At 71.5% G+C, this 18723-nt stretch carries 17 protein-coding genes; 9 read left to right on the plus strand and 8 right to left on the minus strand.

Going from position 1 to position 18723, the window contains the following annotated elements; translation table 11 throughout:
* A partial coding sequence (locus MKK67_RS01950; protein WP_243961678.1) for a glycosyltransferase family 2 protein occupies positions 1-2496 on the minus strand: 2496 nt, incomplete at its 3' end.
* 468 nt (positions 2497-2964) lie between these two features.
* Here MKK67_RS01950 and MKK67_RS01955 point away from each other — a divergent pair.
* Together MKK67_RS01955 and MKK67_RS01960 are read left to right on the plus strand one after the other, a co-directional pair.
* Positions 2965-3858 (plus strand): glycosyltransferase family 2 protein, encoded by an 894-nt coding sequence (locus tag MKK67_RS01955; RefSeq protein WP_243961688.1) that lies wholly within the window; start codon positions 2965-2967, stop codon positions 3856-3858.
* Positions 3855-4793: a glycosyltransferase family 2 protein gene (locus MKK67_RS01960; RefSeq protein ID WP_243961690.1), complete on the plus strand. Its 939-nt coding sequence runs from the start codon at positions 3855-3857 to the stop codon at positions 4791-4793. The genes MKK67_RS01955 and MKK67_RS01960 overlap by 4 nt, the downstream gene beginning before the upstream one ends.
* On the opposite strand, the gene rutC is transcribed toward MKK67_RS01960, so the two are convergent.
* From rutC to rutA, 3 genes are read right to left on the minus strand one after another with little or no spacing between them, the layout of a single operon-like run.
* Positions 4794-5180 (minus strand): pyrimidine utilization protein C, encoded by a 387-nt coding sequence (rutC, locus tag MKK67_RS01965; protein WP_243961693.1) that lies wholly within the window; start codon positions 5178-5180, stop codon positions 4794-4796.
* 45 nt (positions 5181-5225) lie between these two features.
* Complete coding sequence (gene rutB / locus MKK67_RS01970; RefSeq protein ID WP_243961702.1) at positions 5226-5963, minus strand: pyrimidine utilization protein B; 738 nt, start codon at positions 5961-5963, stop codon at positions 5226-5228.
* A 16-nt stretch (positions 5964-5979) separates the two neighbouring features.
* A complete protein-coding gene (gene rutA, locus MKK67_RS01975; protein WP_243961704.1) occupies positions 5980-7074 on the minus strand; it encodes a pyrimidine utilization protein A in 1095 nt (364 codons plus the stop codon).
* 329 nt (positions 7075-7403) lie between these two features.
* On the opposite strand from rutA, the gene MKK67_RS01980 reads away from it, so the two are divergent.
* Positions 7404-7832, plus strand: a complete 429-nt coding sequence (locus tag MKK67_RS01980; RefSeq protein ID WP_243961706.1) for a DUF4864 domain-containing protein — start codon at positions 7404-7406, stop codon at positions 7830-7832.
* 24 nt (positions 7833-7856) lie between these two features.
* On the opposite strand, the gene MKK67_RS01985 is transcribed toward MKK67_RS01980, so the two are convergent.
* Both MKK67_RS01985 and MKK67_RS01990 read right to left on the minus strand, forming a co-directional pair.
* Positions 7857-8318, minus strand: coding sequence for a hypothetical protein (locus tag MKK67_RS01985; protein WP_243961708.1), 462 nt, complete (start codon positions 8316-8318; stop codon positions 7857-7859).
* 70 nt (positions 8319-8388) lie between these two features.
* On the minus strand, positions 8389-8787 hold the full coding sequence (locus MKK67_RS01990; RefSeq protein WP_243961710.1) for a hypothetical protein: 399 nt from the start codon (positions 8785-8787) through the stop codon (positions 8389-8391).
* A 231-nt stretch (positions 8788-9018) separates the two neighbouring features.
* On the opposite strand from MKK67_RS01990, the gene thrC reads away from it, so the two are divergent.
* From thrC to MKK67_RS02005, 3 genes are all read left to right on the plus strand, one after another.
* Positions 9019-10443, plus strand: coding sequence for a threonine synthase (gene thrC, locus MKK67_RS01995; protein ID WP_243961712.1), 1425 nt, complete (start codon positions 9019-9021; stop codon positions 10441-10443).
* On the plus strand, positions 10440-11735 hold the full coding sequence (locus MKK67_RS02000; protein WP_243961714.1) for a M16 family metallopeptidase: 1296 nt from the start codon (positions 10440-10442) through the stop codon (positions 11733-11735). Before thrC ends, MKK67_RS02000 begins: the two co-directional genes overlap by 4 nt.
* Before the next feature lie 199 nt (positions 11736-11934).
* Complete coding sequence (locus tag MKK67_RS02005; RefSeq protein ID WP_243961716.1) at positions 11935-14829, plus strand: sensor domain-containing phosphodiesterase; 2895 nt, start codon at positions 11935-11937, stop codon at positions 14827-14829.
* A gap of 8 nt (positions 14830-14837) precedes the next feature.
* Here the strand turns inward: MKK67_RS02005 and MKK67_RS02010 are convergent, their stop codons facing one another.
* Positions 14838-15428 carry a putative toxin-antitoxin system toxin component, PIN family gene (locus MKK67_RS02010; protein ID WP_243961725.1) on the minus strand — a complete coding sequence of 197 codons (591 nt, stop codon included), beginning with the start codon at positions 15426-15428 and terminating at the stop codon, positions 14838-14840.
* A 2-nt stretch (positions 15429-15430) separates the two neighbouring features.
* Entirely contained in the window at positions 15431-15883 is a 453-nt protein-coding gene (locus tag MKK67_RS02015; RefSeq protein WP_243961727.1) for a helix-turn-helix domain-containing protein, read from the minus strand.
* A gap of 332 nt (positions 15884-16215) precedes the next feature.
* Between MKK67_RS02015 and MKK67_RS02020 the strand changes: the two genes are divergently transcribed.
* The 3 genes from MKK67_RS02020 (at position 16216) to MKK67_RS02030 (ending at position 18708) form a co-directional block, all read left to right on the plus strand.
* A complete protein-coding gene (locus tag MKK67_RS02020) occupies positions 16216-16596 on the plus strand; it encodes a hypothetical protein (RefSeq protein ID WP_243961729.1) in 381 nt (126 codons plus the stop codon).
* A gap of 29 nt (positions 16597-16625) precedes the next feature.
* Positions 16626-17549 carry a ferredoxin--NAD(+) reductase gene (locus MKK67_RS02025; RefSeq protein WP_243961784.1) on the plus strand — a complete coding sequence of 308 codons (924 nt, stop codon included), beginning with the start codon at positions 16626-16628 and terminating at the stop codon, positions 17547-17549.
* A 97-nt stretch (positions 17550-17646) separates the two neighbouring features.
* The gene (locus MKK67_RS02030; RefSeq protein WP_243961731.1) at positions 17647-18708 is read left to right on the plus strand and encodes an SGNH/GDSL hydrolase family protein; all 1062 of its coding nucleotides are present in this window, start codon (positions 17647-17649) and stop codon (positions 18706-18708) included.
* The last annotated feature ends 15 nt before the right edge of the window (positions 18709-18723 follow it).

An 18723-nucleotide genomic window follows, 5' to 3' on the forward strand; every position in this document is an offset into this window, starting at 1 on the left:
GAACCCGGCCTTGCGGGCGCGCATGCACCAGTCGTTCTCCTCGCCGTAGCCCTTGCCGAAGGCGATTTCGTCGAGGACCCCGACCGCGTCCAGCGCTGCGGCGGTCATGTACATGCAGAAGCCGACGCCGGTGGGCACCTCGACGGAGCGGCCGCGGTTGAGCGTGCTGGCGGCTTGGTCGAGGTCCGGCCGGGGGATCTCGAGCGCCATGGTGTTGTTGGCGTTGAAGCGCGGGTAGCTGCAGATCGTGGCGTTGTTCGACAGCGGCGTGACGCTGCCCACGGGGGGGCGGCCCTCGGCCTCGGCGGTCTCGGCATGGGCGACGAGCCGGTCGAGCCAGTCCCCGAACACCTGGGCGTCGGAGTTGAGCAGGACCACGGCCCGGCCCTGGCGCAGACTGAGCCCGCGGTTGACCGAGCGGACGAAGCCGAGGTTTTGCGCGTTCTCGACGAGGTGGAACAGGCCGCGGCCGGCGAGGTCTCTCAGTTCCGCGGTCAGGTTCGGGTCGGGGGATCTGTCGTTGACGGCGAGCAGGGTGAACGGGGTCTTCTGCGGGGCGGAGAGGCAGGCGTGGATGGCGCGCAGGGTCTCGCCGCGGCCCTTGTAGACCGGCATGATCACGACGACCCGGGCCTGGGCGAGGGTCAGGGCGCGGGGCAGGCTGTCCCAGTCCTGCGGTTCGGGGGCCTCCATGGGCGGCCAGCTGCCGAGATCCTCGGGACAGCCCATCAGCCCGGCGGCGCGGCCGGTGCGGACGTAGTGCAGGAATGGCGTCTCGCCCTGCGCAAAAAGATGGCCGTAAGTCTCCTCGTAGAACGCGATCGAGAAGGTCTTGCTGGGGTCCCTGCCCTCGTGCTGGCCGTAGGCGACGAAATGGGCGAGCGGGCCGCCCGCGGCGCCGGCGACGTCGGGATTGCGCTTCGCGTAATACGCCGCGTCGAAATACGGCTCGAACAGCCGGGCCTGCTCCGCCAGGGCGTCCGCCTCGGAGGGCGGTGGGCCGTAGCGCGGGTCGAACCTCCCGGCCGCGATGTCGACGCCGTGCAGCAGCGCCGTGGCGAGATGGTGGACCAGGGGCGCGATGCCGGTCTCTTGCGCCCAGGGATGCGCGTCGAGATAGGCCTGCCCGTTGAAGTCGGGGCGCGGGTTGCGGCCCTGACGCCAGCCGGCGTCGCAATAGTCACGGACCGCGTCGACATCCTCCGCCAGTCCGTAGCGCTGCCGGTAGAAGGCGTGGTCGAAATGGAAAGCCGCCAACCCGGCCTGAAGGTCCAGGGACGCTGCCCGGTCCAGGGGCAGGCGGCCGATCGCGCCGAGCCAGAGCGTGTCCTCCACGGGCGGACGCGCCGGGCGCAGGCCGCAGACCCGCAGCAGCGCGTCGAGCGTCGAGCGCCCCGGGCCCGGATCGCGCAGCTCCCGCCAGCCGCTGGTCGCAAAGTGCAGATAGGGAGCGGTCTCCCGGGCATCCGCGTAGGTCGCCCGATACCAGGCCTCGTCCACCGCCGGGATGTTCAGCCTGTCCGTCCCGGAGAACGGTTTTTTGCCGGAGAGCCGCGTCTCGGCCACGTACCGGAAGAACGGGTCGCCGATCACCGCCCGGCTGCCGGCCCGTGCCTGCACGTAGCCGGCCGGGTCGAAATCCTGGCGCGGGCTGCGCATCTTCCGCCAGCCGCCAGCTACATAAGTGCGGAGCAATTCGGTGTCGGAGGCCTCGGCGAGTTCCTGGGCTTCCTGCTCGTCCAATCCGTCCCGGTAGTAGGCGGCGTCGAAATAGGGCGCGAGCGTCTCGGCCTGAAGTCCGAAAAAATCCTCCGGCTCGGGCCGGGCCGGGCCGCCGTGCAGGACGTAATGCACCAGCGGGTTCTGGGTCGCGTAGGAGATGTTTCGGGTCAGGCAGTAGGCCAGGGTGTCGAAGCGGGGCGACGGCTCGCGGCCCTCGCGCCAGCCGGAGGCCATGTAGTGGGCCACCGGGTCGACGCCGGCCGCCTGCAGGTCGGGGTTGTGGGCGAGGTAGAACGCCCCGTCCACGAGGCGGCGGGCCAGGCGCTCGGCTTGCCTTGTGTCGGGCTTGGGCAGGTCGCCACCCTTGGTGCGCTGCGCCGTCACCCAGTGCAGGAACGGGTTGATGCCGGCGGCAGCGAGATACGGCCGTGCGGCGAGGTAGTCGGCGGTGGAGAAATCCGGTCGCGGATCCCGGCCCGCGCGCCAGCCGACCGTGAGGTAGTCCCGGACCGGATCGACCGTGATGCCGTACCAGCTCGCGTAGAAGCCGGCATCGACATACGGCTCCAGCGCCGCGATCAGGCGCGCCTCGAGATCGTCGCCGGCACCCGCGCCGGCCCAGCGGGCCTGCAGGGCGGTGGCCCGGCCCAGCGGATCGCTGATCCGGCGCCAGCCCAAGCGCAGCGCGCGCGCGGAATCGACGGCGCCGCGCGCGACCGGCCGGCCGATGCGGCGCTTGAACCGCCCGAGGGTCGGGGGCAAACCGAGGCGCATCTCAGGGCTCTGCGGGGGAACGTGCGCCGCGTGCCGTCACGAGGCGCGGCATCCGTCGGCCGCCTTCGGGGTCGACGCGGTCGAGGCGCTGGTCTCGGATCGGCTCATGGTCGGCAGCGTCGGGGGCGTGCGAGGCGCGGAGGCGCGGAGGCGGGCGTCGCATTCTTCGCCCGTCGAACTAACGGAACCGGCCGAGTCCGTAAACCATGGGCCGGTCCGTCCTCGGCCTGCGCGGCTGCGCGGCCCGGCATGGCCGCTTGTCGGAGACCGGGGCCCGCTATATCGAAACGCCGACCCATCGGGACCGGATCGACGCCATGCGCCGCCTCGCCGGCTTTTCCTTCCGGCATCCCCGCTCGACCGATCCCTTCGATGCCGACCCGCGGACCCCTCGACGCCGAACAGGCCGCCGCCCTGGAGACCGCGATTGCCGCGGTGGCGCGGGCGTGAGCGGCCGGAGTCCCGCCCGTGCCTGATCCAGACCTGAGCCGCCTCGCGCTCGGCATCACCCTGTTCCGGCCGAGCCGGGACCAGGTGGACCGGGTGCTGGCGCACGCGTCTTCCGGATTCGCCGGGGTGATCGCCTTCGACGATGGCGGCCTGCCCGACGCGGAGGCGGAGCGCCTCGCCCGGGCCGGCGTGACCCTGCTGTCGGCGGGGCGCAATGTCGGCATCGCCGAGGCGCTCAACCGGATCGCCGCGGCGGCCCGGGCGGCGGGCGCGAACACCCTGCTGCTGCTCGACCAGGATGCCGAGCCGCCCGCCGGGCTGGCGGCAGCGCTGCTCACCGCCCGCGCCCGGCTCCGGGAGGCCGCGATCCCGGTGGCGGTCGTGGGGCCGGCCCCCGCCCCGGCCACCGGCCACAAGGCGCCGTCCTACCCGGGCCGGCCCGGCGCCCCAGCCTGCGGCGCCCTCGCCCCGGTGCAGTTCCTGGCGACCTCGGGCTCGCTGATCGACCTCGACGCCCTCGCCCGGATCGGGCCGTTCCGCGCCGATTTCTTCATCGACGGCGTCGAGCTGGAATGGTGCTTTCGCGCCTGGAGCCTGGGCTTGGGCTGCTACCTCGCCCGGGACGTCGCGATCCCGCACCGGGTCGGCGGCGGGGTGATCCGCGGCTTCGGGATCGCGATGCCGCGCCAGCCCCTGTTCCGCATGGCGACCTACCTGCGCAACGCGGTCTATGCCTGGCGCCTGCCGCACGTGCCCCTGCGCTGGAAGCTCGCCCAGGCCGCCTACCTGCCGCTCCAGGCCGGGCTGTACTGGGCGGATTCGGGCTGGCGGCCGGCCGTGCTGCTGCGGCTGCTCGCGGCCGCCCGCGACGGGGCCCTCGGGCGCCTCGGCCCGCCCCGGGATCGCCCATGACCGACCGCGCCGTCCTCGACGTGGTGATCGTCAACTGGAACGGCGGCGCCCTGCTCCGGGCCTGCCTGGCGAGCCTCGCGGCCGTGCAGGAGGCCGCCGCCGTGCAGGTCATCGTGGTGGACAACGCCTCCCAGGACGGCTCGGCGGACGACCTGCCCGCCCTGCCCCGCCCGCTGAAGCTGATCCGCAACGCTGAAAACCTCGGCTTCGGCCGAGCCTGCGATCAGGGCGCCGCCGCTGGGGACGCCCCCGCGATCCTGTTCCTCAACCCGGACACGCAGGTCGCCCCCGACGCCCTCCGTGTGGCCCGGGATGCCCTGACGGCCGATCCGCGCACCGGGATCGTCGGCGCCCGGCTGGTCGACCCGGACGGCCGGACCGCCCGCTCCTGCGCCCGGGCGCCCACCGGTCTCGGCCTCCTCGGCCGCGCCCTCGCGCTGGACCGGCTTGGCCTCGTCCGGCCGCATTTTTTGCTCGAATGGGATCACACCGACGACCGCGCCGTCGGCCAGGTGATGGGCGCATTCCTGATGATCCGCCGGGACCTGTTCGCGGCCCTCGACGGCTTCGACCCGCGCTTCTTCGTCTACTGGGAGGATGCCGACCTCTGCACCCGCGCCCGGGCCGCCGGCTTTTCGGTGCGGCACGTGGCCGGGGCGGTCGCCCACCATGTCGGCCAGGGCACGACCCGGCAGGTGCGGGCGCAACGCCTGTTCTACTTCCTGCGCAGCCAGATCCTGTATGCGCACAAGCATCACGGCCGGGCCGCCGCCCTCGCCCTCACGGCGGCGAGCTTTTGCGCGCAGGTGCCGCTGCGGCTCGCCCTGGCGCTGGCCCACCGCTCGGCCGCCGAGGCCGCCGAGGTGCTGCGCGCGGCCGGCCTCCTGGCGGCGGCCCTGCCCGGCCTCGCGCCGAAGCTGTTGCGGGGCCGGTGATCAGTGGCCGATATGGGCCACCGAGGCGATCTCCACGAGGGCGTCGGGCTTTACGAGGCCGCACTGGATGCAGTAGCGCGCCGGCTTCTCGCCCGGAAAGTAGTCCGCGTAGACCGCGTTGATCGCCACGTAATCGGCCCAGTCCTTCAGGAAGACGTGGTTGAAGGTCACGTCGTCCATCGTGCCGCCCGCGGCCTCGACCACGCCCTTGATCGTCTCCAGCACGTGCCGGGCCTGGGCGCCCGCGTCGCCGACATGGACCACGTTGGCGTCGGCATCGAGCGGCAGCGTGCCCGAAACGTACAGCACCCCGTCGGCCAGGGTGCCGGGCACGTAGGGGGCGAGCGGCTTGCCCGTACCCGGCGGAATGACGACCTGCTTCGGCATTTTTCTTCGGACTTTCGCGGTGCGGGTTTGGGGACGGCGGGCGGTCTATTCGGCGGCGGCGCGCGTCTGCGCGGCCAGCGCCGCCTCGAACGCAGCAACGTCCGAGACCCAGCCGAAGAAGGTCTCGATATTGGCGAGCGCCCCCTCGTGCAGGCTCCGCGGGCCGGCCTGGTGGGTGGCGTCCGCCAGGACGATCCCAAAATACTCCCGGTGGTAGCCGTCCCGCAGGGTCGACTCGACGCAGACATTGGTGGCGATGCCGGTGAAGACCAGCGTGTTCACCCCCCGGGCCCGCAGCATGCTGTCGAGCGGCGTGTTGTAGAAGCCGCTGTAGCGCGGCTTGCCCAGCACGATGTCGCCGGGCTCCGGCTTCAGGGCGTCGACCAGCGCGTAGTCCCACGAGCCCTTGGCGAGGAGCTGCGCGTTCATCTCCGGCCGCCGCCGCATGGTCTTGAGGGCGTTGGACTTGTGCCAGTTCGGCGAGCCCGGGCCGCCGGCCTCGACATAGTCCGGGTCCCAGCCGTTCTGGAACCACAGGATCCGGATGCCCGCCGCCCGGGCCGCCGCCACCGCCCGGATGATCTGGGCGATCACCGGCCCGGTGCCCGACACGTCGAAGCCGGCGAGGTCGAGATAGCCGCCCTGGCTGGCATAGGCGTTCTGCACGTCGACGACGATCAGCGCCGTCGCGGCCGGGTCGAAGGCGATCGGCTCGGGCCGGGCCGGCAGGATCACGCCGCCGTGGCGGCCATGGGGGTCGTGGAAACCAGCAGGCCTATCCATCACGCGACGTCTCTCATCATGCGACCTGGGCTAGCGGCGCCGGCACCACGTGCCGGCGGGATTGCATCAGCGGCTGGATCCGGGTCCCGAAGGCGTCGAGCCCCTTGAGGAAATCGTCGAACACCAGCAGCACGCCCTCCACGCCGTCGATCGTCACGATCGCGTCGAGCATCGCGGCCACCTGGGCGTAGCTGCCCACCAGGGTGCCCATGTTGAGGTTCACCGCCGAGGTCGGGTCGGCGAGCTGGCGGACATTGGTGTCGCTGCCGGACTTGGTGTCGGCCGCGCCCTGGATTCCGAGCCAGGCGATCGCCTCGGCATCGGCGCCGGCCTTGTAATGCGCCCAGGTCGCCATCGCGGCGGCGTCGGTCTCGTCGGCGATGATCATGAACAGCGCGTAGGCGGTGACGTGCCGCCCGGTCTTGGCCCGGGCCTCGGCCAGCCGCTCCACCACGGGCGCGAAGGCGGTCGGCGTGTTGAGCCCTTTCCCCAGGCAGAAATTGTAGTCGGCGTAGCGGGCCGTGAAATCCAGGCCGGCGCCGCTCTGGCCGGCGCAGATGATCTTCATCGGCGCCTGCGGCCGGGGGCTCAGGCGGCAATCGTTCATCTGGAAGAACGTGCCCTTGAGGTCGCTTCGACCCGTCTCCCACAGCTCGCGCAGAATCTGAGCATATTCCGCTAGATAGTCGTAGCGCTTAGAGAAATACTCTTCGCCCGGCCACAGGCCCATCTGGTCATATTCCGGCTTCTGCCAGCCGGTGACCAGGTTCAGGCCGAACCGGCCATCCGAGATCGAATCGATGGTCGCGGCCATGCGGGCGACGATCGCGGGCGGCATGCACAGGGTCGCCGCGGTGGCGAACAGCTTGATCCGGGTGGTGACCGCGGCGAGGCCAGCCATCAGGGTGAACGATTCGAGGTTGTGGTCCCAGAACTCGGTCTTGCCGCCGAAGCCGCGCAGCTTGATCATCGACAGGGCGAAATCGAGCCCGTGCGCTTCCGCCTTGAGGGTGATCTGCTTGTTGAGCGCGAAGCTCGGCCGGTATTGCGGGGCGTTCTCCGACAGCAGCCAGCCGTTGTTGCCGATCGGGATGAACACCCCGACGCTCATGGCTGGTACGCTCGTGACTGGAACACTCTCGGGACGGGTTTCCGCGTCCGCTTGGCTTTGCACCATCGCCCTCTGCTCCGCTCGGCCAAGCCCCGCAGGCAAGCCCTGTGGAACTGAGTCGGTGCGCGGACGCTCGCAAAACCCGGGCGGAGAATCAAACCCGTGCGCCGGTTCGGGGCTGGAAATGCCTCTCATTCCAGCGACTTGCACAACCGGCGCGCGATGCCTGCACATCCTGCGCGCGCAGTGCTTGCCGACCGCCGCCGTCCGTCTAGATGATCAGTCGGCTCAGGTGTCTCGTGGGAGGCGCTCGATCGGAGTGACCGTCGATGCGCGCGTGGCTCGCCCTCCTGCTGATCCCTCTTCTGCTGGTCTTCGGCCTCGCGGGGTCGGCCCTGGCCGATGACGGCGCCCGGGCGGCGGCCCGGTCGGTGATCACCAAGCAGGTCGAGGCGTTCGGGCGCGACGACGCGCCGACCGCCTACGCCCAGGCGGCCCCGGCGATCCGGGAGCTGTTTCCGAACGCCGACCTGTTCATCGGCATGGTCCGCACCCAGTACCGCCCAGTCTACCGCCACCGCAGCTTCGTGTTCGGCGAGGGCCGGGATACCGGGGAGGCGGGCGTGATGCAGTCGGTGGCGATCCAGGACGAGTACGGCGTCGACTGGACCGCCGAGTACAGCCTCGCCCGGGACGCGGACGGGACCTGGCGCATCACCGGCTGCCGCCTGATCAAGGCACCGGGCACGAGCGCCTGACCGGCGCTCGCGGTCCGGCCGGCCCTACGCGGCAGCGAGGCGCTTGGTCTTCCGGATCTGGCCGTCGAGCGCGATGTGGATGTCGTGCTCCGCGCCGTCCTTCGCCCCCCGCAGCTCGAAATGCTTGGGCTTGCGCGCGGGCGCGCCGGCGACCGTGTAGCCGGCCGCCTCCGCGGCCCGGACCGCCAGGGCGGGATCGGCCGGCGCATGGCCGTGGCCATCCTTCTTCGGTCCATCCTTCTCGGGCCAGTCGATCGTGCGGGTCGAGCCGTCCGCCAGGGTGAGGCGGGTGACCTTGATCTCGGAGGGTTTTTGCGTGCCCTGCAGCGAGACCCGGTCGCCGACCGCCAGGGCGATGCCTGCGGCGCCCTTCGGGCCGAGATCCGCCAGGATCCGCCCCCCGGCCCCGTCGAGGGCGAAGCGGTGCCCGAACACCGCCCAGACGGTGCCGGCGGCGAGGTGTGAATCGGTTGTCGTATCGGTCATGTCGGTGATCCTGTCGTGGATGCCGGCGGACGGTGGGGTCGTTTCCGAGCCCCGCCGTCGTGGCAAAGAACTATCGGGCGTCGGCGGGCCGCAGCGTCGCGAGCTTGTCGAGGAGTTGCAGGGTGATGTCGGCGCAGGCCTTCATCGAGTCCTCGTCGGCGCATTTCACGTCGATCCGGGCGTCACCGCGCTCGAGCCGGAAATGCGCGCCCTTCGGCGGCGGAGGCGGCGGCGGCGGACCATCGGGGCCCGGGCCGCGCTGGGGACCGCCGGGCGGCGGCGGGGGCGCTCCGTCCGGGCCGGGACCGCGCCGGGGACCGCCCGGGGGCGGGGGTGGCGGCGGGGCGCCGGCCTCGGGGCCGGGCCGCGGGCCGCCGGGGGGCGGCGTCTGCGCGATCGCCGCGGTGCCGAGCAGCAGCGCTGCGGCGCCGGCCAGGGCGAGGGGTCGAACGGCACGGGTTCGAATCATGGCGGATCTTTCTCCGAAGGCACCCCGCGGGCGGGGTCGGGCCGCCCCCGCGGCGCCGGCCGGTCGGGCCGGGGTTCCTCGGGGGTGATCCGGTTCTAGGGAAGGCGGCGCAACCGGTCCTGAACCGGCCCGTTCAGGCCCGGTTAAACCGAAGGCCCGCCCCGGCGGCCCGGGCTTTCGACAGGTCCGCCCGCATCGTGTAGAGGGGGCGCCTTCCTCCCGGAGGCCCCTGTGCTCCACGTCTCGACCCGCGGCGAGGCCGCGCCGCTCTCGTTCTCGGATGCGCTCCTCGCAGGCCTCGCCCGCGATGGCGGACTCTACGTGCCCCAGACCTGGCCGCAGCTCGGCCGGGCTGAGATCGCCGCGCTGGCCGGCAAGCCCTACGCGGAGGCCGCCAAGCGCGTGCTGCGGCCGCTGATGGATGGCGAGATCGAAGGCCCCGATCTCGACCGGATGATCGACGAATCCTACGCCACCTTCCGGCACCCGGCGGTCTGCCCGCTGACCCAGCTCGACGACAACCTGTTCCTGCTGGAACTCTTCCACGGGCCGACGCTCGCCTTCAAGGACGTGGCGATGCAGCTGCTCGGGCGGCTGATGGACCATGTCCTCGTCAAGCGCGACACCCGCGCCACCATCGTGGGCGCGACCTCGGGCGATACCGGCTCGGCCGCCGTGGAGGCCTTCGGCGGCCTCGACCGGGTCGACATCTTCATCCTCTACCCGCACGGGCGAGTGTCCGAGGTCCAGCGGCGGCAGATGACCTCCGTGCCGGCCCAGAACGTCCACGCGCTCGCGGTGGACGGCACCTTCGACGATTGCCAGAACTTGGTCAAAGCCCTGTTCCAGCACGCCGAATTCGCCGATGCGGTGCGCCTGTCCGGGGTCAACTCGATCAACTGGGCCCGGGTCGCGGCGCAGGCAGTCTACTATTTCACCAGCGCGGTGGCGCTCGGCGCCCCCCATCGGCCGGTCTCCTTCGCGGTGCCGACCGGCAATTTCGGCGACGTGCTCGCCGGCTGGGTCGCCAAGCGGATGGGCCTGCCGATCGAGCGGCTGATGATCGGCACCAACGCCAACGACATCCTGGTGCGCACCCTGGAGCACGGCGCCTACGAACTGCGCGGCGTCGTGCCCACGACCTCGCCCTCCATGGACATCCAGATTTCTTCGAATTTCGAGCGGCTGCTGTTCGAGGCGCTCGGCCGCGACGCCTCGGCGCTGTCGCGGCTGATGTCCGGGCTGAAGCAGTCCGGCGGCTTTTCCCTGAGCCCGGAGATCCTGGCCGCAATCCGCTCCGAGTTCGACGCCGTCGCGGTGCCGGAGAGCGCCGTGATGGAAGAGATCGCCCTGACCCAGGCCGCCACCGGGATCGTGCTCGATCCCCACAGCGCCATCGGGGTGCGCGCCGGGCGCCGGCTCCTGGAGCAGGATCCCGCAACCCCTGTCGTCGCCCTCGCCACGGCGCACCCCGCAAAATTCCCCGACGCGGTCGCCAAGGCCACCGGCGGCCTGCGCCCGCCCCTGCCGCCGCACCTCGCCGACCTCATGGACCGGCCCGAGCGCATGACCCCGGTGGCCAACGATCAGGCCGCGGTGGAGCGGCTGATCCGCGAGCGCGCCCGCATCACCCGGGCTGGGGCAAACCCGCGATGAACCAGCATTTCACCACGCACGCCGCCTCCCCGTCCCTGCGCACGACCCGGCTCGCGAACGGCGTGACGGTGGTGACCGAGCCGATGCCCGGGGTCGCGACCGCGAGCCTCGGCGTCTGGGTCGGGGCCGGCTCGCGCAACGAGCGCGCCGACGAGGCCGGGCTGTCCCACCTCATCGAGCACATGGCGTTCAAGGGCACGCGCAAGCGCTCGGCCCACGGAATCGCGGAGGAAATCGAGAATGTCGGCGGCGAGATCAACGCCGCCACCTCCACGGAGGGGACGAGCTACACCGCCCGGGTGCTCGGCGAGGATGCCGGCCTCGCCCTCGACGTGATCGGCGACATCCTCACCGATTCGGTGTTCGATGCCGGCGAGCTCGCCCGGGAGAAGGGCGTGATCCTGCAGGAATACGCCGCCGTCGAGGACACCCCCGACGACGTGGTCTACGACGCCTTCACGGAAGCCGCCTTCCCGGACCAGCCGGTCGGCCGGCCGATCCTCGGGCGCCCCGAGACGATCCGGAGTTTCGACGAGGCCGGGATTCGCGCCTACCTCGCCCGGGAATACACGCCGGACCGCATCGTCGTGGCCGGCGCCGGCGCGGTGACCCACGAGGCGATCGTTGCGGCCGCCGAGCGCCATTTCGGCGCCCTGCCGGCCACGGTGGCGCCGGCTGCCGTGCCGGGCGTCTACGGCGGCGGCGAGCGGCGGATGCCGCGCAAGCTCGAACAGGCCAACGTCGTGATCGGCCTGCCCGGCCTGTCGTTCCGGGACGATCGCTACTACGCGCTGCACATGTTCGCCCAGGTGCTCGGCGGCGGGCTGACCTCGCGGCTCTGGCAGGAGGTGCGCGAGACCCGCGGCCTCGCCTACGAAATCCAGGCCTTCCACTGGCCCTTCTCCGATTGCGGCCTGTTCGGCATCGGCGCCGGCACCGCGGGGGCGGACCTGCCCGAACTGGTCGACGTGACGCTTGCGGCCACGGCCCGGGCCGCCCGGGACCTCGCCGAGCCCGAGATCGCCCGGGCCAAGGCGCAGCTGAAGGTGTCCCTGCTCTCGGCTCTGGAGACGCCCGGCGGGCGCATCGAGCGCAACGCCCGCCAGATCCTGGCCTGGGGCCGGGTGATCCCGGCCGGCGAGGTGATCGACAAGGTCGACGCCGTCACGGTGGCGGACGTGCGGGCCGCCGCGGCCACGATGCTGAAGGGCGCGCCGACGCTCGCGGCGATCGGCCCGATCCGCAAGCTGCCCACCCTCGACAAGATCGCCGCCGCCCTCGGCGCGGCCTGAAATCCACCGTCTCGACGGACAAGCGACCCCGGGCGGGCGCCCCCCCGCCGCGCCCAACTTGATTTGGCCGCAAAGGGGCGCGATCCGCGGAGTCCGGATCCGGACCGGGGCGGCTGCCCCGGGGTCGGGGCCTTCCTATCGATCGCGGCCGCCCGGGTGGCCGACGCCGCAGCTCGCACGGCCGGAACTCAAGACACCCTTGCGCATCCTCGCCCTCCTCCTGACCCTGGTCGGTGGCCTCGTCGGTGCCTTGTCGCTGGCCGTCTCGGCAAGCGCCCCGGCCCTGGCCGTCGAGGCGGTGCGCGTCACCCTCGACGCGCCGGTGATCGACCTGACCACCGCGATCGAGCGCTACCGCTCGGACGGCGACCTGATCCAGATCTCCACGGCGCCCGGCAAGGACGGCATCGTCCGCCGCATCGTCGTGAAGGCGCGCGACGCCGGCGCCCGGCCCGACTGGATCGTGTTCGCGCTCACCAACGACACCGACGAGCAGATCGACCGCATCCTGGTGGCGCCGCATTTCCGGCTGGTGGATTCCGGGGTGATCTGGCCCGATCTCGGCGGCTCGCGGATCGCCGCCATCACGGCGAGCCAGGGCATCCGCCCCGAGCGCGACGAGAACCCGGAAGCCGACCAGTTCACGATCACGCTGGATCCCGGCACGACCGTCACCTACGTCGCCGAGCTGCGCGGGCCCAACGTCCCGCAGCTGCATCTGTGGGATCAGGACGCCTATCGCCGCAAGACCGCCGGGCTGACCCTGTACAAGGGCATCATCATCGGCATCAGCGGGTTGCTGGCCCTGTTCCTGACCATCGTGTTCGTGGTCAAGGGCGCGATCATCTTCCCGGCTGCCGCGGCTTTGGCCTGGTCGGTGCTCGCCTATGCCTGCATCGATTTCGGCTTCCTGCAGCGGGTCTTTCCCGTCACCGAGCTCGCCGAGCGGGTCTACCGGGCCTCCGCCGAGGCGGTGCTCGGGGCGACGCTGCTGGTGTTCCTGTTCGCCTACCTGAACCTCGCCCGCTGGCACGTGCGCTACAGCCATGTGGCGTTCTTCTGGCTCGCCTTCCTGGCGGGCCTCGTCGGGCTCGCGGTGTTCGACCCGCCGGTGGCGGCGGGGGTGGCGCGCATCTCCATCGCCGCGGTGGCGGGGATCGGCCTGCTGCTGATCGTCTACCTCGCCGCCCATAACGGCTACGACCGCGCCATCCTGCTGGTGCCGACCTGGCTGCTGCTGGTGGTCTGGGTCACGGCGGCGGGTTTCGCCGTCACCGGCCAGATCGGCAGCGACCTGGTGCAGCCGGCGCTCATCGGCGGCCTCGTGCTGATCGTGATGCTGATCGGCTTCACGGTGCTCCAGCACGCCTTCGCGGGCGGCGGCCTCAGCCATGCCCTGGTGTCGGACACCGAGCGGCGGGCGCTGGCGCTCACCGGCGCCGGCGACGTGGTGTTCGACTGGGATGTGCCCGCCGACCGGGTTTTTGCGGGCCCCGAGATCGAGGCGCAGTTGGGCCTCCCCCGCGGCACCCTGGAGGGCCCGGCGACGAACTGGCTCGGCACGCTCCACCCGTTCGACGTGGAGCGCTACTCGGCCGCCCTCGATACGGTGATCGAGGAGCGGCGCGGGCGCATCGTCCACGATTTCCGCCTGCGCTCGGCCGCCGGCACCTATTTCTGGTACCGGCTGAAGGCGCGCCCCGTGATCGGCGCCGACGGCGAGGTGATCCGCGTGGTCGGCACCATCGCGGACGTCACCGAGATCAAGACCGCGGAGGAGCGCCTGCTCCACGACGCCGTGCATGACAGCCTGACCGGCCTGCCCAACCGCGAGCTGTTCGGCGACCGCCTCGACGCGGCTTTGGCCTTCGCCGGCCAGGACCAGCGGCTCAAGCCGACCGTGATCGTGCTGGATGTCGACCGGTTCAAGGGCATCAACGACGCCATCGGGTTGTCGGCGGGCGATTCGATCCTGCTGACCCTGTCCCGCCGACTCGGCCGTCTGCTGCGACCCCAGGACAGCCTGGCCCGGATCTCCAGCGACGAGTTCGCCGTGATCCTGTTGTCCGAGCGCGACCCCGACCGGATCCTGGCCTTCGCCGAGATGATCCGCCGGGCGATCGCGACGCCGATCACCTATGCCGACCGGGAGATTTTTCTCACCGTCTCGATCGGCCTCGCCCTCTACGAGGCGGGCGCCAACCTCAAGCGCGACGAGGTGTTCAAGAGCGCCGAGATCGCCATGATCCAGGCCAAGCGCAACGGCGGCGACCGGATCGAGGTGTTCCGCGCCCATATGCGCACCGACCGCTCCGACCGGCTGATGCTGGAGAGCGACCTGCGCAAGGCGATCGAGCGCAACGAATTGCGGGTGCTGTTCCTGCCGGTGGTCCGCCTCGAGGACCGCACCGTGGCGGGGTTCGAGACCGTCCTGCGCTGGGACCACCCGAAGCTCGGGCGCATCCCGGCCTCGACCTTCATGCCGCTCGCCGAAGAGAGCGGCTTCGTGGTCAATCTCGGCATCTTCGCCCTGGAGCGCACGGCCCTGGAGCTCGCCGCCTGGCAGCGCTCCCTCGAAGTCGAGCCGCCGATCTTCGCGGCCTGCAACCTGTCCTCGCGCCAGCTCCTGCGCCACGACCTGCTGCACGATGTGAAGACCGTGCTGGCCCGGTCCGGGGCGCTCCCCGGCTCGCTCAAGCTGGAATTCAGCGAGAGCCTGGTGATGGAGAACCCGGAATACGCCGCCCAGATGCTGGCCCGGATCCACGATCTCGGCGCCGGCCTGTGCCTGTCGGATTTCGGCACCGGCTACTCGGCCCTGTCCTACCTCCAGCGCTTCCCGTTCGACACGATCAAGGTCGACGCCACCTTCGTGCGCCAGATCGGCACCGGCCAGACCGCGATCCTGCGCTCGATCGTCCGGATGGCGAGCGAATTGAACCTCGCCATCGTGGCGGAGGGCTGCGAATCGGAGAGCGACGCCCAGGCCCTGGCCGGCCTCGGCTGCGAATACGCGCTGGGCCCCGCCTTCGGCGAGCCGATGACCATGCTCCAGGCCCGCCAGATCGTCGGGGCGGCGCCGGAAGCCGCCTGAGCTTCAACCTACGGCTCGGCCTGATCGTCGAGCAGGACGCGCATGCGCCAGAGATAGTCCGCAAGCTGGGGGACGCCAGCCTTGCGGAGATCGTCCGTGTACTGCTTGGGCGTCAAGGGCGGCCGTTTATAGTGGGCGAGGTCGCGGGCGGCCGCCTCGGTCAGCATACCCGGCTCGATCCCCTCGGCCTCGCTGAAGAACGCGTCGGGATGGCGTGTGTGGATGCCATAAGGCGCCAGGGCGTCGGGCGGAAAATCCTTCTCGTTGAAGGTCACGATCACGTCGGCCCGGCCGGCGATGGCGGCGGCCAGGATGTGGCGGTCATCGGGATCGGGCAGGGTCAGCGCTGGAATCAGGCCGGCATATCCCGAGACGAGGGCATCCGGGACCGCGATGTCCATCATCACCCGGATCGGCTCGATCTGCTCGGGCCGGAGGTCGGCACGCCTGCCGAGCACCGAGCGGATCCATTCGTCATGGACATCCGGGCTCCAGCGCGCCCGGAAAACCCCGCTCTGCGCGACCTCCATCACGAGGCTGCGCAGGCGGGCTCCGAAGAACACGTTCGCGTCGAAGAAGGCCGTGAACGTGGACGGCATGATCAGTCGAGGCCGAGATCCTGGGTCAGGTCGGCCATGCGGTCGAGGGCATCCTTGCGCTGCGCCTCGTCCCGACGCTTGTGCTCGATAAGGTCGGCGGCGCGCACGCGCCTATGTGCACCGACGCGGCGGAACGGCAGCTCACCGCGCTCAAGCAGGCCAATAAGATGGGGCCTAGAGACATTGAGCAGGTCCGCAGCCTGTTGCGTCGTGAGTTCGACGTCGTGGGGAATGAACGACACGGCCTTTTGGTCGCCCATATAGGTCAGCACATCGACGATCAGTCGGAGCGCGCGCGCAGGCACCGGCACAACGACATCGACCGACTCCATCACGCGCAGACGGACATCCTGGTTGCCCTCGGCGATGGGCCTCAGGCGCGACACGGCCTCGCGAGCGATGAGGGCCTCCTCGTCGCTCGCCACAAAAGGCGCCTTCTCCATGAGAGCCAGCATGTCCCCTCTCCCGATAGTCATTGTCATGGTGCGCGCCCCGCATCGGTCGGCCGTGTGGACCGCCCGGCAGGGGCCACGGACAGCTGAGAAGCATCTGTGAACGCACTAGTCGCAATAAACGAAACAAGTGTAAACATGTTCCGACGCTCGGCTGCCCGCAAGGATATGCGCTGATCGCAGAATGGGCTTCAGAGGCACACCTCCGAGCCCCCTAGGTATGTCCCGCCTAAAGACCTCGAATGCCGCCAATCGATTTAAGCCCCCCTTAACCATGACCGCGCAAGCTCCTGTTGATGGATTGGCGCTCCGGCGCCCGGGATGGGGATGGGCGGATGGCTGAGGCGGCGAGGCGTTACCAGCAGGCGGGCAGCTCGGATCTCGTGCGTCGTCTGATCGCCCGGCCGGTCCGGCTGGAGCAGCAGGCCCGCACCCGGCTGCCCCTGCCCGGCCAGGCTCTGCCCGGCCAGGAGGCGCGTGTCTCCAGCGCCCCCCAGGACGACCTATCCGAGGATTCGGACGAGGCCGACGAGATCGCCCGGCTCGAGACCGAGCTGCAGGTGATGAAGGCGGTGCTCCGGGCTCAGCGGCAGGAGGTCGAGGCCCTGCGGGCGCAGCGCCAGCTCCTGACCGAGTCCGCGGCGAGCGACGACGTCCGGGCGACCCGCGAGCGCTGGGCGTCCCTGGTCGACACGCTCCTGATCCGCGCCCGGTGATCCCTCTCCAGACCAAGCGGGGTACGGCCATGGGCGCGCGCTGCTCGCTCGTCGTCAACGGCCGGTCGGTGCGCGTCTCGACCGGCGATACGCCCCTCGAGGCGGCCCTCGCCGAAGGCATGATCGCGCCCGTGCAGGCGCAACTCGCCAACCAGATTGCTGGCCAGGGCAGTGCCGCCCCGTCGAGCCGCCGGCCGCCGGCCCGCCGGGCCCGGGCCGAGGCCCTGCGGCCGAGCCTGCCCGGTGCCCCAATCCAGGGCCAGGAGGAGGCGCCGTCCCCGGCCGTCGCCATCCGCAAGGGCACCGTCTCGGAGATCCGCCGGCTCTGCCCCGGCATCGTCGAGGTGGTGGCGACCCTGACCCGGCGCCCGAACCTCGAACCCGGCCACCAGGCGCTCGTCACCTTCGCGGGCCTGCCCGCCCTGACCCTGGCCCCGACCCTGCGGGTCGATGGTTCCGCCGAGATCAACGAGGCGGTGTTCCATATCCCCCGGGATCCCGAGGGCGGCCCGGTCGACGCGATCCGGCTCGACCAGCCCGTGCGCCTGAAGGGCCCCGTCGGCCGCGGCCAGTACCGGCCCGGCGGCGGGCGCCTCGTGCTGGTGGCGGCCGGCGCCGGCTTCGGCCCGATCTGGTCGATCGCCCGGGCGGCCCGCTACGTCGAGCCCGCCCGCGAGATGGCGCTGGCGGTCGGCGCCCGCGACGCCCTCGACCTCTACATGCGCGAGAGCCTGGACTGGCTGCGCTGCACCGGCGTCGGCCGGATCGTGCTCTGCGCCGACCGCGGCCGCCAGCGCCCGCCGGACGTGCGCTCCGGCCCGCTCACCGCCCACCTGCCGAGCCTGCGCGCCACCGACGTCGTCCACGTGGCCGGCGACATCGCCACCATCGGCGCCGTGCAGGTGCTCGCCGCCGCGGTGGGCGCGCGCTGCTACCCGATCGTGCTCGCCTGACCGCGACGCCTGTCCGCGGACCGCGCCCGAAACATCAGGGCTCCGCCCCGATACCCCGCCACAGGGCCGGGGGCCCTTTGGGAACCCGTGTCGTCCCGTGAGTTCGTCTGCGTCGATGCTCCGCGTGCTCTGCCTCGGCTACAGCGTCACGGAGCTGCCGGGCTATGTCGAGCGGGCCAACGCCCTGGCGGCGGCCGAGGGGCGCCCGGTCACCTTCCTGCGCAGCGGCTGGGGCGGCCACTCCCTGCCCTCGATCGCCTGCCTGATCGACGAGATCCTCGACGCTTGTCCCTGCGACCACGTCCTGCTGGAGCTGTTCACCGGCAACGTCCGCTACTTCGATGGCGCGACGATGCGGGCCTACCTGGACGATATCCTGGCGGAGACCGCCCGGCGGGACCTGCCGGTCGCCTTCCTCAACCTCCACCAGGGCGGGGTCGCTTACGGCGCCGAACCGGTGGCCGCCCTGCTCGCGGAGTACCGCACCCTCTACGGCATTCCGTATCTCGACATCGCCGCCCCGGTGGCGGCGGGCGACATCGGCTATTTCCTGACCGACGGGACCCATGTCGCGCCGGCCGGAGCCGAGCTCTACGGCACCCTGGTCTACGCCTTCCTGCGGGCGCCGCCGCCGGGCCGCGCCTATATCGACCGGTTCCGGAGACTGCCGGTCCGGTTCGAATCCCTGCCGCTGCGCACCCTCCCCGGCCTGGCCTGCGGATTCGCGCTGCGCCGCAACGGCATCGCGCTGCACTTCCTGGAGATCCCCGAGGGTGCGGGCGCCGAGATCCCGTTCGGGCGCCCGCGCCACGTGATCGGCGCGCTGGTGACGTACGGGCCGGAGGCCGGCACGCTCACGATCCGGGATGCGGCGAGCGGGCGGATGCGCGCGATCACCGCCTACGACGAATTCTCGTACTACACGCGCTCGGTCTACCGCAGCGCCGTGTTCCCGGCCGCGCGGTCCCTGACGATCACGCAGGAGGCGGCGCTGCCGGACATCGCCCTGCGCAAGGGCGAGCCGGACCGGGGGAAGCGGCTCGGGCGCGTGTCGCACGTCTTCTTCCGGCGCAGGCTCGGGCTGGCCGAGCGCGCGGCGCTGATCCGCCACCGGCTGCTACGCAACCTGCGCCGGCTCACGGGCTTCCCAAGGGCCTGAGGCCCTTGGGCGGGG

Source organism: Methylobacterium sp. J-072 (genome assembly GCF_022829425.1).
Taxonomy (GTDB): domain Bacteria; phylum Pseudomonadota; class Alphaproteobacteria; order Rhizobiales; family Beijerinckiaceae; genus Methylobacterium.

What these genes read in the sequence shown, in the direction of transcription:
- MKK67_RS01960 (WP_243961690.1), top strand. Translation starts at nt 3,855, where the DNA reads ATGACCGACCGCGCCGTCCTCGACGTGGTGATCGTCAACTGGAACGGC.
- rutC (WP_243961693.1), bottom strand. Translation starts at nt 5,180, where the DNA reads ATGCCGAAGCAGGTCGTCATTCCGCCGGGTACGGGCAAGCCGCTCGCC.
- rutB (WP_243961702.1), bottom strand. Translation starts at nt 5,963, where the DNA reads ATGGATAGGCCTGCTGGTTTCCACGACCCCCATGGCCGCCACGGCGGC.
- rutA (WP_243961704.1), bottom strand. Translation starts at nt 7,074, where the DNA reads ATGAGCGTCGGGGTGTTCATCCCGATCGGCAACAACGGCTGGCTGCTG.
- MKK67_RS01980 (WP_243961706.1), top strand. Translation starts at nt 7,404, where the DNA reads ATGCGCGCGTGGCTCGCCCTCCTGCTGATCCCTCTTCTGCTGGTCTTC.
- MKK67_RS01985 (WP_243961708.1), bottom strand. Translation starts at nt 8,318, where the DNA reads ATGACCGATACGACAACCGATTCACACCTCGCCGCCGGCACCGTCTGG.
- MKK67_RS01990 (WP_243961710.1), bottom strand. Translation starts at nt 8,787, where the DNA reads ATGATTCGAACCCGTGCCGTTCGACCCCTCGCCCTGGCCGGCGCCGCA.
- MKK67_RS02000 (WP_243961714.1), top strand. Translation starts at nt 10,440, where the DNA reads ATGAACCAGCATTTCACCACGCACGCCGCCTCCCCGTCCCTGCGCACG.
- MKK67_RS02010 (WP_243961725.1), bottom strand. Translation starts at nt 15,428, where the DNA reads ATGCCGTCCACGTTCACGGCCTTCTTCGACGCGAACGTGTTCTTCGGA.
- MKK67_RS02015 (WP_243961727.1), bottom strand. Translation starts at nt 15,883, where the DNA reads ATGCTGGCTCTCATGGAGAAGGCGCCTTTTGTGGCGAGCGACGAGGAG.
- MKK67_RS02020 (WP_243961729.1), top strand. Translation starts at nt 16,216, where the DNA reads ATGGCTGAGGCGGCGAGGCGTTACCAGCAGGCGGGCAGCTCGGATCTC.
- MKK67_RS02025 (WP_243961784.1), top strand. Translation starts at nt 16,626, where the DNA reads ATGGGCGCGCGCTGCTCGCTCGTCGTCAACGGCCGGTCGGTGCGCGTC.